9 protein-coding genes and 1 riboswitch are annotated in these 15,204 nt (G+C 70.9%); of the genes, 3 read left to right on the top strand and 6 right to left on the bottom strand.

Features of this window, described 5'->3' with window-relative positions; all coding sequences use genetic code 11:
- Window positions 1–78 precede the first annotated feature (78 nt).
- From ABII15_RS19485 to hisC, 5 genes are all read right to left on the bottom strand, one after another.
- Window positions 79–1,824 (bottom strand): GAF domain-containing protein, encoded by a 1,746-nt coding sequence (locus tag ABII15_RS19485; RefSeq protein WP_353943611.1) that lies wholly within the window; start codon window positions 1,822–1,824, stop codon window positions 79–81.
- Between the two features lie 43 nt (window positions 1,825–1,867).
- On the bottom strand, window positions 1,868–5,386 hold the full coding sequence (gene cydD, locus ABII15_RS19480; RefSeq protein WP_353943610.1) for a thiol reductant ABC exporter subunit CydD: 3,519 nt from the start codon (window positions 5,384–5,386) through the stop codon (window positions 1,868–1,870).
- 40 nt (window positions 5,387–5,426) lie between these two features.
- On the bottom strand, window positions 5,427–6,431 hold the full coding sequence (gene cydB / locus ABII15_RS19475) for a cytochrome d ubiquinol oxidase subunit II (protein WP_353943609.1): 1,005 nt from the start codon (window positions 6,429–6,431) through the stop codon (window positions 5,427–5,429).
- Between the two features lie 19 nt (window positions 6,432–6,450).
- Entirely contained in the window at window positions 6,451–7,956 is a 1,506-nt protein-coding gene (locus tag ABII15_RS19470; RefSeq protein WP_353943608.1) for a cytochrome ubiquinol oxidase subunit I, read from the bottom strand.
- 259 nt (window positions 7,957–8,215) lie between these two features.
- A complete protein-coding gene (hisC, locus tag ABII15_RS19465; protein ID WP_353943607.1) occupies window positions 8,216–9,295 on the bottom strand; it encodes a histidinol-phosphate transaminase in 1,080 nt (359 codons plus the stop codon).
- A gap of 376 nt (window positions 9,296–9,671) precedes the next feature.
- Here hisC and ABII15_RS19460 point away from each other — a divergent pair, with 376 nt between their 5' ends.
- The 3 genes from ABII15_RS19460 (at window position 9,672) to ABII15_RS19450 (ending at window position 13,168) form a co-directional block, all read left to right on the top strand.
- Window positions 9,672–10,784 carry a LacI family DNA-binding transcriptional regulator gene (locus tag ABII15_RS19460; RefSeq protein WP_353943606.1) on the top strand — a complete coding sequence of 371 codons (1,113 nt, stop codon included), beginning with the start codon at window positions 9,672–9,674 and terminating at the stop codon, window positions 10,782–10,784.
- Between the two features lie 227 nt (window positions 10,785–11,011).
- Entirely contained in the window at window positions 11,012–12,103 is a 1,092-nt protein-coding gene (locus ABII15_RS19455; RefSeq protein ID WP_353943605.1) for a metallophosphoesterase, read from the top strand.
- A 183-nt stretch (window positions 12,104–12,286) separates the two neighbouring features.
- On the top strand, window positions 12,287–13,168 hold the full coding sequence (locus tag ABII15_RS19450) for a hypothetical protein (RefSeq protein ID WP_353943604.1): 882 nt from the start codon (window positions 12,287–12,289) through the stop codon (window positions 13,166–13,168).
- An 88-nt stretch (window positions 13,169–13,256) separates the two neighbouring features.
- Here the strand turns inward: ABII15_RS19450 and thiC are convergent, their stop codons facing one another.
- Window positions 13,257–15,050 carry a phosphomethylpyrimidine synthase ThiC gene (gene thiC / locus ABII15_RS19445; RefSeq protein ID WP_353943603.1) on the bottom strand — a complete coding sequence of 598 codons (1,794 nt, stop codon included), beginning with the start codon at window positions 15,048–15,050 and terminating at the stop codon, window positions 13,257–13,259.
- Window positions 15,043–15,199: riboswitch (TPP riboswitch) on the bottom strand. Its footprint overlaps the gene before it by 8 nt.
- Window positions 15,200–15,204 lie beyond the last annotated feature (5 nt).

The raw sequence follows: 15,204 nt of genomic DNA, 5'->3' as shown, positions 1-15,204 counted from the left end.
ACTGGTACGGGCGGGGCACGCGGTGCCCCGTACGGCGCAGAAACGTACCGCCAACTCAGGGACCGTCGCCGTAGGGCCTCAGTGGGGCGCCTGCCACACCACCGTCGTCCCGCCCCCGTCGTCCCCGATCCCGGGCCCGTACCAGCTGTCGCCGCCCAGCGACTCCGCGCGCCGCTTGAGGTTCTTCAGGCCGCTGCGCCGGCCGCCCTCGGGGATGCCCACCCCGTCGTCGGCGACCGTCAGGCGCACGCCCTGCTGCCCGTCCGGCAGGACCGTGCCGGCGTCCACGACGACGTCGATGTGGTCGGCATCCGCGTGCCGGAACGCGTTCGACAGCGCCTCCCTGAGGGCGGCGATGAGGTTCTTGCCGGTGAGTTCGCCGACGACCGTGTCGACCGGGCCGAGGAAGCGGTGCGAGGGCTTGAAGCCCAGCGGCACGGCCGCCATGTTGATCTCCCGCAGCACCCGCGTGCGCAGCCCGGAGGGGGCTTCGGCGGGCCCCTGCTGGAGGGCGAAGATGGCGGTGCGGATCTCCTGGATGGTGGTGTCGAGCTCGTCGACGGACTTGCCGATCCCGGCCTGCACCTCGGGCACGACGGAGCGCCGCTGGGCGGTCTCCAGCATCATCCCGGTGGCGAAGAGCCGCTGGATGACGAGGTCGTGCAGGTCGCGCGCGATCCGGTCCCGGTCCTCGAAGACGGCCAGCCGTTCCCGGTCGCGCTGCGCCTCGGCCATCATCAGCGCGAGCGCGGCCTGCGAGGCGAACTGGGTGGCGAGGGTCCGCTCCGCCTCGGTGAACGGTCGTCCCCCACGCGCGCGGGGCGTCACGAGGGTGCCCAGGACGCGGCCCTCGCTCTGGAGCGGCAGCATCATGGCCGGTCCGAAGCCGCTCGCGAACCGGGTCATGACCCGCGGGTCACCGGCGGCGTCGTCGATGAACACGGCCTGCCCGTCGAGGAGCTCGGCGACGATCTCGCTCTCCGGCGGCACGACCGTGCCGAGCATGGTGCTCGGCACGTCGGCGGCGACGGCGACGATCTCCATGCCGCCGTCCTCCGCGGGCAGCAGCACGATCCCGGCGGCCGAGTCGGACAGCTGGCGGGCCTGTTCGGCGACCACCTGGAGCGCGTCCTCGGCGTCGCCCCCGGAGAGCAGCGCGGTGGTCACGGCCACCGATCCGTCGATCCACCGCTCGCGCTGCCGGGCCGCCTCGTACAGGCGCGCGTTGCCGATGGCGATGCCCGCCTCCGTGGCGAGCACCCGGACCATGTTCAGGTCGTCGTCGTTGAACTCGCCGCCGCCGTGCTTCTCCGTGAGGTACAGGTTGCCGAAGATCTCGCCCTGTACGCGGATGGGGACGCCCAGAAAGGTCCGCATCGGCGGGTGGTGCGCGGGGAAGCCGCACGAGCGCGGGTCGTCCGAGAGGTCCGCGAGGCGCACCGGCGAGGGGTCGCGGATGAGCGCGCCGAGCAGCCCCTTGTGCCCGTCGGGCAGGCGTCCGATGCGCGCGGCGGTCTCCTCGTCGACGCCGTAGTAGACGAAGTCGGAGAGCATGTCGCCGTCCTCGGAGACGACGCCGATCGCCGCGTAGGTGGCGTCCGCCAGTTCGGCCGCCGTCTCGCAGATCCGGTCCAGCGTGGTGTGCAGCTCCAGGCCGGTCCCCACGGACCGCATCGCTTCGAGGAGCTGCGGCACGCGCGCGGTCAGCTCGGTCGACAGTCCTTGCAGGCTGCGGGTGGCCAGGGCCGCCGCCGCCGCGGAATCCGGGTCGGACGGGGAGTCGGCGTCGGCGCGGGGCGCTGCGGGGTCCGGGGGTGCTGCCATGACTTTGAGAGTAGTTAGTCCTATTTGGCGAGGAAAGTCGGGCTCATCCGGCGGGGCTGCTCGCGCGCCCCGCGCCGACCAGCAGCTCGGTCTCGCCCTCCCGCTCCCGCATCCGCCGCAGCGGCCCCTCGACGGCGGCCAGCTCGGCGTAGGGACCGCGCTGCACAACCTGTCCACCGTCGAGCACGATCACCTCGTCGACGGCGTCCAGACCGGCGAGCCGGTGCGTGATCAGCACGGTCGTCCGGCCCCGGGTCGCGTCCAGCAGGTCCGCGGTGAGCGCGTCGGCGGTCTCCAGGTCCAGGTGCTCGGCGGGCTCGTCCAGCACGAGGACCGGGAAGTCGGCGAGCAGCGCGCGGGCCAGCGCGAGCCGCTGCCGCTGCCCGCCGGACAGCCGCGCCGCGTGCTCGCCCACCAGCGTGTCGAGCCCGTCGGGCAGCGCGTCCGCCCACTCCAGGAGCCGTACGCGGCCCAGCGCGGCCCGCAGCTCGTCCTCGCCGGCGTCCTTCTTGGCGAGCAGCAGGTTCTCGCGCACCGAGCTGTCGAAGAGGTGCGCGTCCTGGGCGCAGAGCCCGACCACGCGGCGTACGGCGTCGCCGTCGAGCGCGTGGGCGTCCGTGCCGCCGAGCGTGTACGTCCCGCTCTCCGCGTCGAGGAAGCGCAGCAGCACCTGCGCCAGGGTGGTCTTGCCGGAGCCGGACGGGCCGACGACGGCGACCCTGCGGCCCCGCTCCAGGGTCAGGCCGACGCCCGCGAGGGCGGGCCGCGCCCCCTCCTCGTAGCGCGCCCCGAGGTCCCGCACCACGAGCGGGAAGGGGTCCTGCGGCGCCGGTACCGGCCGCTCGGGCTCCCGTACGGGTTCGGGCGCGTCCAGGACCTCGTAGACCCGCTCGGCGCTCTTGTGGACCCGCTGGCGGTACTGCACGGCGAGCGGCAGCCCGAGGACCGACTCGAACGCGGCGAGCGGGGTCAGCACCACGACGGCGAGCGCGACCCCGTCGAGCTGTCCGGCGCGCACGCCCTGGACGCCGACGAGCGCCGCGGCGGCCACGGTGAGGCCGGTGATCAGCGCGGTGAGGCCGTCGCCGAGCGCGGTCGCGGTGGCGGCGCGCGAGGCGATCCGGGTCAGCGCGGAGTCGGCCTCGCGGGCGTCCGCCGTGCGGCGCGGCAGGGCGCCCGCGACGGTCAGTTCGGCGGTGCCGGTGAGCAGTTCGGCGGCCCGCGTCGCGAGGACGCCCCGCGCGGGAGCCAGCCTCCGTTCGGCGCGGCGGGACACGGCCCCGGACAGCAGCGGCACACCGACCCCGGCGAGCAGCAGTCCGACGGCGAGCACGGCGCCCGCGGCGGGCAGCATCCAGGCGGTGAAGGCGACCGATCCGACGCCCACCAGGGCCGCCACGGACGCGGGCAGCAGCCAGCGCAGCCAGTAGTCCTGGAGGGCGTCCACGTCCGCGACGAGGCGGGACAGCAGATCACCGCGGCGCCGGGTGCGCAGTCCGGCGGGGGCGAGCCGCTCCAGGCGCCGGTAGACGGCGACCCGGGTGTCGGCCAGCATCCGCAGCACGGCGTCGTGCGAGACCAGCCGCTCCGCGTACCGGAAGCAGGCCCGGCCGATGCCGAACGCGCGCGTGGCCGTCACCGCGACCATCAGATAGAGCACCGGTGGCTGCTCGGAGGCCCGCGAGATCAGCCACCCCGAGGTGGCCATCAGGCCGACGGAGCTGCCGAGCGCGAGGGCGCCGAGCAGCAGCGCGAGGAGCAGCCGCGAGCGGCGGGGCCGGGCGGCGGCGCGGAGCCGGGTGAGGACGTGGCCGCGCGCCGGCCCCTCGCCCCGGGTCTCCCCGGCCGGCCCGGACGGCTGCCGCACCAGTTGCGCGGGCACCGCGGCGGGCGCCGGGACCGCGGGGGCCGGGCCGGGCCGCCCGGCGCCCGGTGCCTCGATCCGCACCACCCGGTCGGCCACCGCGAGCAGCGCGGGACGGTGCACGACGAGGAGCACGGTCCGCCCGACGGCGAGCCTGCGCACCGCCTCGACGATGCCCGCCTCGGTCTCGCCGTCCAGCGCGGCCGTCGGCTCGTCGAGCAGCACCACGGGCCGGTCGGCGAGGAACGCGCGGGCCAGCGCGAGCCGTTGCCGCTGTCCCGCAGAGAGCCCGGCCCCGTCCTCGCCGAGCACGGTCGCCACGCCCGCGGGCAGCGCTTCCACGAACTCCAGGGCGCCGGCGTCCCGCAGGGCGCCGAGCACCGCCGCGTCGTCGGCGTCGGGTCGCGCGAGCCGCACGTTGTCGGCGATCGACCCGGCGTACAGCTGCGGCCGCTGCGGCACCCACGCCACGCGCGCGTGCCACGCCTCCCGCGACACGTCCGCCAGGTCGGCGCCGCCGATCAGGACCCGTCCGCCCGAGGGACGGACGAAGCCGAGCAGCGCGGCCAGCAGCGTCGACTTGCCGGAGCCGCTGGGCCCCACGAGGGCGACGGTCTCTCCTTCGGCCACCCCGAAGGTGATGTCGGCGACCGCGTCGGCGTCCCGTCCCTCGTAGCGGACCGACACCCGGTCGAAGCCGATGCCACGGTCCGACGGGACGTCCTGGGACCCGGTCTCCGGCAGCGGGGTCTCCAGTACGGCGAAGATCTCCTCCGCCGCCGCCAGGCCCTCGGCCGCCGCGTGGAACTGCGCGCCCACCTGCCGCAGCGGCAGATACGCCTCGGGCGCGAGAACGAGGATCACCAGACCCACGTACAGGTCCATCTCGCCGTGCACGAGCCGCATGCCGATGGTGACGGCCACCAGCGCGACCGAGAGCGTCGCGAGCAGTTCCAGCGCGAACGACGACAGGAAGGCGATCCGCAGGGTGCGGATCGTCGCCCTGCGGTACTCGCCGGTGATCTTGCGGATGGAGTCGGCCTGCGCCTTGGCGCGGCCGAACACCTTCAGGGTCGGCAGGCCCGCGACCACGTCCAGGAAGTGCCCCGACAGCCGGGACAGCAGCCGCCACTGACGGTCCATCCGGGACTGGGTGGCCCAGCCGATGAGCATCATGAAGATCGGGATGAGGGGGAGCGTGCCGACGATGATCGCCGCCGACACCCAGTCCTCGGTGACGACGCGGGCGAGCACCGCGACCGGAACCACCACCGCGAGCCCCAACTGCGGCAGATAACGCGAGAAGTAGTCGTCCAGCGCGTCCACGCCCCGCGTCGCGAGCGCCACCAGCGAACCGGTGCGCTGCCCCGCGAGCCACCCCGGGCCGAGCTTCGCGGCCCGCTCCAGGAGCCGCCCCCGCAGCTCGGACTTGACCGCCGCGCTCGCCCGGTGCGCGGCCAGCTCGGTCACCCAGGCCACCAGCCCGCGCCCGGCGGCGACCACCGCGAGGAGCGCCAGCGGGGTGGCGAGCCGCCCCGCGTCGAACCCGTGCTGGAAGGCCCCCACCACCACCTCGGCGATGAGCATCGCCTGAGCGATGACCAGGCCCGCCCCGACGGCGCCGAGGACGACCACCGCGATCAGGAAGACGCGGGTGGCCCGGGCGTACCGGAACAGGCGCTGGTCGATCGGTTTCACGTGAAACACACCCTCACATCAGGCGGGTCGATCCGGGACTTCAGTGCGCGGCGTCGGCGATGTGGTGCGTGCCGATGCGCTTGCGGAACACCCAGTAGGTCCAGCTCTGGTAGAGGAGCACGAGGGGCGTCGCGATCCCGGCGCACCAGGTCATGATCTTCAGGGTGTACGGGCTCGACGAGGCGTTGGAGGCCGTCAGGCTCCAGTCCGGGTTGAGCGAGGACGGCATGACGTCCGGGAACAGCGCCAGGAAGAGCATGGCGACCGCCGCCGCGATCGTGACGCCGGACAGGGCGAACGACCAGCCCTCACGCCCCATCTTGATGGCGCCGAGCGCCCCGACGAGCGTGACCACGGCCACGATCATCGCGCCGAGCGACCAGCCGTCGCCGGTGTGGACCTGGGTCCAGATCAGGAAGGCGAGCGCGAGCACCGCGGTCAGCAGACCGACCGTGAGCGCCAGCTTCCTGGCCCGCATCCGGATGTCGCCCACCGTCTTCAGGGCGGTGAACACCGCGCCGTGGAAGGTGAACAGGGTCAGCGTGACCAGGCCGCCCAGGATCGCGTACGGGTTGAGCAGGTCCCAGAAGTTGCCGACGTACTCGAAGTTCTTGTCGATCTTCACGCCGCGCACGATGTTGCCGAAGGCCACACCCCACAGCAGCGCCGGGATCAACGAGGTCCAGAAGATGGCGTGTTCCCAGTTCGTCTGCCACTTCTCCTCCGGCCGCTTCGCCCGGTACTCGAAGGCGACGCCCCGGACGATGAGGCAGACCAGGATGATCAGCAGCGGCAGGTAGAAGCCCGAGAAGAGCGTCGCGTACCACTCGGGGAAGGCCGCGAAGGTCGCGCCGCCGGCGGTCAGCAGCCAGACCTCGTTGCCGTCCCAGACCGGACCGATCGTGTTGATCAGGACGCGCTTCTCGGTGCGGTCACGGGCCAGCAGCTTGGTGAGGATGCCGACCCCGAAGTCGAAGCCCTCCAGGAAGAAGTACCCGATCCACAGGACCGCGATGAGGACGAACCAGACGTCGTGAAGTTCCATGACAGATGCTCCCTGGGCCTCAGTACGAGAAGGCCATCGGCTTGTCGGCGTCCCGGTCCCCGCCGATCTTCGTGGGCGGGTTGAGATCGTCGTCGGTCAGCTCGGGAGGCCCGGCCTTGATGTACTTCACGAGCAGCTTGACCTCGATCACGGCGAGCACCGCGTACAGCAGGGTGAAGACGATCATCGAGGTGAGGACCTCGCCCTGCGAGACGCTGGGGGAGACCGCGTCACGGGTCTGCAGGACGCCGTAGACGACCCACGGCTGACGGCCCATCTCGGTGAAGATCCAGCCCCAGGAGTTGGCGATCAGCGGGAACCCGAGGGTCCACAGGGCCGCGAGCCAGTAGAGCTTGGTGAACTTCGGGCTGAGGGCCTTGTTCTTGAAGAGCACCAGGTTCGGCACTTCGTCCTCGTCCACCCGCAGGTGCTGGGGCAGCATGAACTTCTTGCGGGTGAGCCAGAGTCCGAGGATGCCGAGGGCGAAGGACGCCATCCCGAAGCCGATCATCCAGCGGAAGGCCCAGAAGGTGACGGGGATGATCGGGCGGTAGTCGCCCGGCCCGTACTTCTCCTGCTCGGCCTTGTTGGTGTCGTTGATGCCGGGGACGTACGAGTGGAAGTTGTCGTCGGCGAGGAAGGACAGTATCCCGGGGATCGACAGCTCGACGGAGTTGTGGCCCTTGCTGACGTCGCCGTACGCGAACACCGAGAACGGCGCGGAGTTCTGTCCGTCCCACAGGGCCTCGGCGGCGGCCATCTTCATGGGCTGCTGCTTGAACATGACCTTGCCGAGCTGGTCACCGCTGACCGCGGTGAGCAGACCGCCGACGATCACGGTGATCAGGCCGAGGCGCAGCGAGGTCTTCATCACGGGGATGTGCTTCTTGCGCGCCAGGTGGAAGGCCGCGATGCCGACCATGAACGCGCCGCCCGTGAGGAACGAGGCGGTCAGCGTGTGGAAGGCCTGCGTGAGCGCAGTGTTCTGGGTGAGCACGTGCCAGAAGTCGGTCAGCTCGGCCCGGCCGTTGGCCTTGTTGTACCGGTAGCCGACCGGGTGCTGCATCCAGGAGTTGGCCGCCAGGATGAAGTACGCGGACAGGATCGTGCCGATCGAGACCATCCAGATGCAGGCCAGATGGATCTTCTTCGGCAGCTTGTCCCAGCCGAAGATCCACAGACCGATGAAGGTCGACTCGAAGAAGAAGGCGATCAGCGCCTCGAAGGCGAGTGGCGCTCCGAAGATGTCACCGACGAAGCGGGAGTAGTCCGACCAGTTCATGCCGAACTGGAACTCCTGCACGATGCCGGTGACGACACCCATCGCGATGTTGATCAGGAAGAGCTTGCCCCAGAACTTCGTGGCCCTGAGGTACTTCTCGTTCTCCGTCCGCACCCAGGCGGTCTGCAGCCCGGCGGTCAGCGCCGCGAGCGAGATCGTCAGGGGGACGAACAGGAAGTGGTAGACGGTCGTAATACCGAACTGCCATCGCGCCAGGGTCTCCGGCGCCAAAGCCAGGTCCACTGCGTCTCTCCTTACATCGCTGTGGTCACAGCGGCAGTTTGCCCCTTTAATCCCACAAATCCCGGGAGGAACCGGGACACGCTTGTGAACGCGTTCACATTCACAAGCATTATGTCGTACTGGATGTCGGGATCCGAAGGGGGGTCCCCTTACTGCGAGGAACGCCACAGGCGCGCGGCCGGAGACGGCGAACGGCCGGCCGGAGGGTGCGTTCCCACCCTCCGGCCGGCCGTCGTCGTCCGGTCCTGCCGACCGCTCGCTACAGCTCCTTGCGGAACGCCTGAGCCGCCTGGAGGAAGATGTCGTTGGCCTCGGTCTCGCCGATCGTGGCCCGCATCCCCTCACCGGCGAACGGCCGGACGACCACCCCGGCCGCCTCGCACGCCGCCGCGAAGTCCATGGTCTTCTCCCCCAGCCGCAGCCACACGAAGTTGGCCTGCGTCTCGGGCACGGTCCAGCCCTGCTCCCGCAGCGCGTCGACCACCCGGGTCCGCTCGGCCACCAACGAGCCGACACGCCCGAGCAGTTCGTCCTCCATGCGCAGCGAGGCCACCGCCGCGTCCTGCGCGAGCTGGCTCACGCCGAACGGCACCGCCGTCTGCCGCAGCGCCGCCGCCACCGGCTCGTGCGCGATGGCGAAGCCGACGCGCAGGCCCGCGAGGCCGTACGCCTTCGAGAAGGTCCGCAGCACCGCGACGTTCGGCCGGTCCCGGTAGATCTCCACGCCGTCCGGCACCTCGGCGTCGCGGATGAACTCCCGGTACGCCTCGTCGAGGACGACCAGGACATCGGAAGGAACCCGGTCGAGGAACCGTTCCAGCTCGGCCCGGCGCACCACGGTGCCGGTGGGGTTGTTGGGGTTGCAGACGAAGATCAGGCGCGTGCGGTCGGTGATGGCGTCGGCCATCGCGTCGAGGTCGTGCACCTCGTCGCCGGTCAGCGGCACCCGCACCGACGTCGCGCCGCTGATCTGCGTGATGATCGGGTACGCCTCGAAGGACCGCCACGCGTAGATGACCTCGTCGCCCGGACCGCTGGTCGCCTGGAGCAGCTGCTGGGCGACACCGACCGAGCCGGTGCCCGTGGCCAGGTGCGTCACCGGCACGCCGAAACGGTCCGCCAGCTCGTTCATGAGGCCGGTGCAGGCCATGTCCGGGTAGCGGTTGAACGCCCCGGCCGCGGCGATCGCCTGCTCCATGACGCCCGGGAGCGGCGGATACGGGTTCTCGTTGGAGGAGAGCTTGTACGCCACCGGGCCCCCGGCGGCCGCGGGCTTGCCCGGCTTGTAGGCGGGGATCCCCGCCAGCTCCGCACGCAGCTTCGGGTTGGTCTCGCTCACCGCAGTCCTCCTTGTGGCCACCGTTCCAATACTGCTCACCTTAAGAGGATTCGCCACCCGCCCCAATGGGCCCGGGGCCCTCGGCTCACGCGGGCCCCCGCGGCGTACGGCGAGGGGGGAGCGCTCCGAGCCCTGGCGCGCGCCCCTGGCTCGCGCCGTGGCGCGCATCACCCGTGAAGGTGAGTTGAGACCTGTTCGCAACATCGTCGACTTGGCAGGCTCATGCGTGCCGACAAGTGACGTACTAGTGTGATGACCACCAACTCCCCTACATTCCAAGGTCATTGACGGTTCATCACCTTGCAGAAACGTGCCTGTCAACCCCGGCATATGCGCCCCCGCCATGCAGCCGCATGAGCCCTACTATCGGCTCGCCATGACAGCAGCAGGGAAGCACCAGGTGAGCCGGGCGGAGACGACCCGTAGAGGCACCCGGCCGGGCAGAGCGGGCATCAGAGATGTCGCCGCCGCCGCCGGGGTCTCGATCACGACTGTCTCCGATGCACTCAACGGCAAGGGCCGGCTCCCCGACGCCACCCGACGCCACGTCCGCGAGGTCGCCGACCGGTTGGGCTACCGCCCCTCCGCGGCGGCCCGAACGCTCCGTACCGGCAAGTCGGGCCTCATCGGCCTGACCGTGACGACCTACGGGGATGAACCTTTCACCTTCACCGAATTCGCGTACTTCGCGGAGATGGCCAGAGCCGCGACCTCGGCCGCGCTCGCCCGCGGGTACGCCCTCGTCATCCTGCCCGCCACCTCCCGTCACGACGTGTGGTCGAACGTCGCCCTCGACGGCACCGTCGTCATCGACCCCTCCGACCACGACCCGGTCGTCAGCGAGCTGGTCCGCCAGGGCCTGCCCGTCGTCTCGGACGGACGCCCCGGGGGAACCCTGCCGGTGACCGCCTGGGTCGACAACGACCACGAGGCCGCCGTGCTCGGCATCCTCGACCACCTCGCCGAGGCCGGCGCCCGCCGCATCGGCCTGCTCACGGGCACCACCACCGACACGTACACCCACCTCTCCACCTCCGCGTACCTGCGCTGGTGCGAGCGGATCGGGCAGGAGCCGGTCTACGAGTCGTACCCCGCGCACGATCCGTGCGCGGGCGCCGTCGCCGCCGACCGGCTGCTCGCCCGGCCCGACCGCCCCGACGCGGTGTACGGCCTCTTCGATCCCAACGGCACGGACCTGCTCGCCGCGGCCCGCCGCTACGGCCTGCGCGTCCCCGAGGACCTGCTGCTCGTCTGCTGCAGCGAGTCGAACGTGTACGCGAACACCGAGCCGCCCATCACGACCCTGTCGCTCAAGCCGCGGCGGATCGGCACGGCCGTCGTCCAGCTGCTCATCGACGCCATCGAGGGCCTCGAATCCGATCAACCGGTCGAGCAGGTGATACCGACGGAACTGATCGTGCGGACGTCCTCGATGCGCCGCGCGTCCCGCACCACGGTCAGCCCACCGCGCTCCCCGAAGCAGGGCTGACCGCCCGCAGGCCGCCCCGCGACCGCGGGGCGGCCCGGAATCCAGCGAGGAAAAGTCCGCACCAATTCGGGAGAAATGAGGGGCGAACAGCCCCCCGTCACCGATTCACCACCCCTGGTGCATCACACAGCGCGAGCCGCATTCCTATGATGGGCGCACGACACCGCGGGCCGCTGCGACCAGGCAGTCCGATCCGGTGCACAGGCGGCGCAATGGTGGAGGGGTCGATGACTCAGGGGGCCGGTCAGGGACCCGCAGCGCGCACAGAGACGCTGCGTGATTTCCGCGTTCCCGCGTACGTGCATGACGTACCGGCGAATGTGATGACGACCGAGCCCGCCCCCGGAGCGGAGAATCCCGACGCGTTCCCGGAGGGCTACACGCCGACGGAGCGCGATCTGCCGGTCATCAGCAGGACCGATCCTGTCCCGGCCGAGGTCCCTCAGCAGGCGCCGGCTCCCGCCCCCGCGGCGGGCGAGGGGCCCGGCCCGCTGTTCGTCGTCGGCGACGTGCACGGCTACCTCGACGAGCTGATCGCCGCCCTCCAGGAGAAGGGCCTGATCGACGCGGAGGGCAACTGGGCGGCGGGCACCGCGCGCCTGTGGTTCCTCGGCGACTTCACCGACCGCGGGCCCGACGGGATCGGCGTCATCGACCTGGTGATGCGGCTCTCGGCGGAGGCCGCCGCGGCGGGCGGCTACTGCAAGGCCCTCATGGGCAACCACGAGCTGCTGCTCCTCGGCGCCAAGCGGTTCGGCGACACCCCGGTCAATTCGGGCGCGGGTACCGCCACCTTCCAGGCCGCCTGGCTCCTCAACGGTGGACAGAAGTCCGACATGGATCGCCTCCAGGACGTACATCTGCAGTGGATGTCCCGCCTCGACGCGATCGAGATCGAGGACGACCACCTGCTGATGCACTCCGACACCACGTCGTACCTCGACTACGGCGATTCCATCGAGGCCGTCAACGACACCATCCGCGAGACGCTCACGCGCAACGACGCGGACGAGTGCTGGGACCTCTTCCGGAAGTTCACCAAACGGTTCGCGTTCCGCGACGAGGAGTCGGGCCCCGGCACCGTGCGTGAGCTGCTCGGCGCCTTCGGCGGCAGCCGCGTGGTGCACGGCCACAGCCCGATCCCGTACCTCCTGGGCCAGGTCGGCGCCGAGTCCGGCTCCGACGACAGCGAGGAGGGGCCCGGCCGGCCGGCCGTCGAAGGACCGCACGTGTACGCGGGCGGACTCGCCATCGCCATGGACGGCGGTGTGACCATGGCCGGAAAACTCCTGGTCCAGCAACTGCCGATGGATATCTGAGAGTTGATCGGGCAGCAGCGGTAGACGGAGGATTCCTCCGGCCGCAAGGCCAATTTCCGGAAACCCCCTGTCACCGCGCGCCATGGCAGCTCTACCATCGGATTATCCGTAGCAGGCTCCCCTCCGTTTCTGCCCGACGGCTCGTACCCATGCGGGCCACCAAGCCCTACGGAGCATCGGGGGATGCACATGAACAGCGCTCCGCATTTGCTGAACGAGGACCGCCCCGAGTTCGAGCGGATCCTCGATGAGGCGCTGCGTACCGCACCCAACCGGCCTGATCTCGCCGCAGTGGGCCAGCGGCTCAACCCCGAACAGCTACGCACCATGGCGCTCAACGCGGCAGCCCTGATCAGTGCCGCCGCGGCAACCGAGTACCAGCACTACATATCGGTCCGTGAGGATCTGCGTACCTCCCCGCGGCCCCAACCGCTCGACGAAGGAGGCACCTCCGGCACGACCTCGGAAACCGGTGGCGGCAATCCCCTGGGCTTCGCCGCCACCGTGAGTGAAGTCGCGGAGACGACGGGACCCGGTATCGCCGCGGTCGCCGTCGTCCTCTTCCCGGTGCTCGCCGGGACGGCCGCCGCGATCTTTCTGCTGGTCGGCTACATCCTGAAGATGCTCAACCCGCCACCGGACTTCGCCGGCACCCTGCTCACGGCCGGGTGGGTCTTCGGCACGCTCGCCGCGGCGGGCATCCTCGTCGCGGCGGTGTGCCTGCTGCTGGCCGCTCTGCGCAACGGGGCGACCTCGCTCCAGGCCGGAGCGCACGGCGCGGCGAACGAGGTGGTGGCGCGGGCCAGGGACGCCTGGGCCAAGGCACTGCTGGAGCGGGGCATCCTGCCGTTCCTGCGGGAGGCTCTCGCCGAGCCGCCCGCGGGCGGTGGCCCACTCGGCGCCGGCCGGTCCGGCGGCACCGGCCGGATGCCCCAGCTCGGCTACAACAGGCCGGGGTTCAGCAGCCCGGACGGCGGCGGGACCGCCACCGGACAGCGCACCGGCTTCTCCAGTCCGGACTTCTCCAGCCCGGACTTCGGCGGCCCCGAGCACCGGCCGGACTGACCGTCCGGCGGGGAGCACGAAGGCCGTGACCTCGGCTCGGGGCGCTGTGCACGAAGCCCCGAGCCGTAGTCGTGCGCGCGGGCGCGGCTCAGTCGGCGATCGGCAGGTACACGCGGTTGCCCGCCTGCGCGAACTCCTTCGACTTCTGCTCCATGCCTGCCTCGACCTCGGCCTTGGTGGAGCCGTGCTCGCGTCGGATGTCCTGGGAGATCTTCATCGAGCAGAACTTCGGACCGCACATCGAGCAGAAGTGCGCGGTCTTCGCGGGCTCGGCGGGGAGCGTCTCGTCGTGGAACTCCCGTGCTGTGTCCGGGTCGAGGGCCAGGTTGAACTGGTCCTCCCAGCGGAACTCGAAGCGGGCGTCGGACAGTGCGTCGTCCCACTCCTGCGCGCCCGGATGACCCTTGGCGAGGTCGGCCGCGTGCGCCGCGATCTTGTACGTGATGACGCCGGTCTTCACGTCGTCCCGGTTCGGCAGGCCCAGGTGCTCCTTGGGCGTGACGTAGCAGAGCATCGCCGTGCCCCACCAGGCGATCATCGCGGCGCCGATCCCGGAGGTGATGTGGTCGTAGGCCGGGGCGACGTCCGTGGTCAGCGGGCCGAGCGTGTAGAACGGCGCCTCCTCGCAGATCTCCTGCTGGAGGTCGATGTTCTCCTTGATCTTGTGCATCGGGACGTGCCCGGGGCCCTCGATCATCGTCTGCACGTTGTGCCGCTTGGCGATCGTGTTCAGCTCACCGAGGGTGCGCAGCTCCGCGAACTGCGCCTCGTCGTTGGCGTCCGCGATGGAGCCGGGGCGCAGGCCGTCGCCGAGCGAGTACGTGACGTCGTACGCCGCGAGGATCTCGCACAGCTCCTCGAAGTGCTCGTAGAGGAAGCTCTCCTTGTGGTGCGCGAGGCACCAGGCGGCCATGATCGAGCCGCCGCGCGAGACGATGCCGGTCTTGCGGTTGGCGGTCAGCGGGACGTACGGCAGGCGGACTCCGGCGTGGACCGTCATGTAGTCGACGCCCTGTTCGGCCTGCTCGATGACCGTGTCCTTGTAGATGTCCCAGGTCAGTTCCTCGGCCCTGCCGTCGACCTTCTCGAGGGCCTGGTAGAGCGGCACGGTGCCGATGGGGACGGGGGAGTTGCGCAGCACCCACTCGCGGGTGGTGTGGATGTTGCGGCCGGTGGAGAGGTCCATGACGGTGTCGGCGCCCCAGCGGGTCGCCCACGTCATCTTCTCCACCTCCTCCTCGATGGACGACGTGACGGCGGAATTGCCGATGTTGGCGTTGACCTTCACCAGGAACCGCTTGCCGATGATCATCGGCTCGATCTCCGGGTGGTTCACGTTGGCGGGCAGGACGGCCCGGCCCGCCGCGATCTCCTCGCGGACGACCTCGGGCGCGACGTTCTCCCGGAGGGCCACGAACTCCATCTCCGGGGTGATCTCGCCCCGGCGTGCGTACGCGAGTTGGGTCACCGCCTGTCCGTCGCGGCCGCGGCGCGGCTGGCGCGGGCGGCCAGGGAAGACCGCGTCGAGGTTGCGCAGTCCGCCGCGCGGCGAGGTGTGCTTGATGCCGTCGTCCTCAGGGCGGACGGGGCGTCCCGCGTACTCCTCGGTGTCGCCGCGGGCGATGATCCAGTTCTCCCGCAGGGGCGCGAGACCCCGGCGGACATCGGTATCAACGGTCGGATCGGTGTACGGGCCCGAGGTGTCGTACAGCGTGACCGACTGCCCGTTGGTGAGATGCACCTGACGGACCGGCACCTTGAGATCGGGGCGCGAGCCCGCGGGGCCCGTCACATATCCCTTGTGCCAGCCGATGGACTTCCCGGCCTCGTTCGGGTTCTCACCCTGGTTGGAGACAGGCGTGCGTGCGTCCGTTGTGGTCATGAGACCTACTCCCTACGCCGGCATTACCCGGTAACAGGTTCGGCGGTCGACGCAGCCGTCTTCGTCCTGCCTGTTTCACGTGAAACAGGTCCTGCGACGAAGGTCAGCGCCCTCTCAGCCCGGTGCTCCGAGCTCCCGCGTGTGCAAAGGTGCC

Source organism: Streptomyces sp. HUAS MG91, from assembly GCF_040529335.1.
Classification (GTDB): domain Bacteria; phylum Actinomycetota; class Actinomycetes; order Streptomycetales; family Streptomycetaceae; genus Streptomyces; species Streptomyces tabacisoli.
This window is presented reverse-complemented; position numbering and strand designations above follow the sequence as displayed.

Bases quoted from the DNA above. Each gene is read 5' to 3' on its own strand.
- ABII15_RS19485 (WP_353943611.1), bottom strand. From the start codon at position 1,824: ATGGCAGCACCCCCGGACCCCGCAGCGCCCCGCGCCGACGCCGACTCC.
- cydB (WP_353943609.1), bottom strand. From the start codon at position 6,431: ATGGAACTTCACGACGTCTGGTTCGTCCTCATCGCGGTCCTGTGGATC.
- thiC (WP_353943603.1), bottom strand. From the start codon at position 15,050: ATGACCACAACGGACGCACGCACGCCTGTCTCCAACCAGGGTGAGAAC.
- ABII15_RS19455 (WP_353943605.1), top strand. From the start codon at position 11,012: ATGACTCAGGGGGCCGGTCAGGGACCCGCAGCGCGCACAGAGACGCTG.
- ABII15_RS19450 (WP_353943604.1), top strand. From the start codon at position 12,287: ATGCACATGAACAGCGCTCCGCATTTGCTGAACGAGGACCGCCCCGAG.
- ABII15_RS19460 (WP_353943606.1), top strand. From the start codon at position 9,672: ATGACAGCAGCAGGGAAGCACCAGGTGAGCCGGGCGGAGACGACCCGT.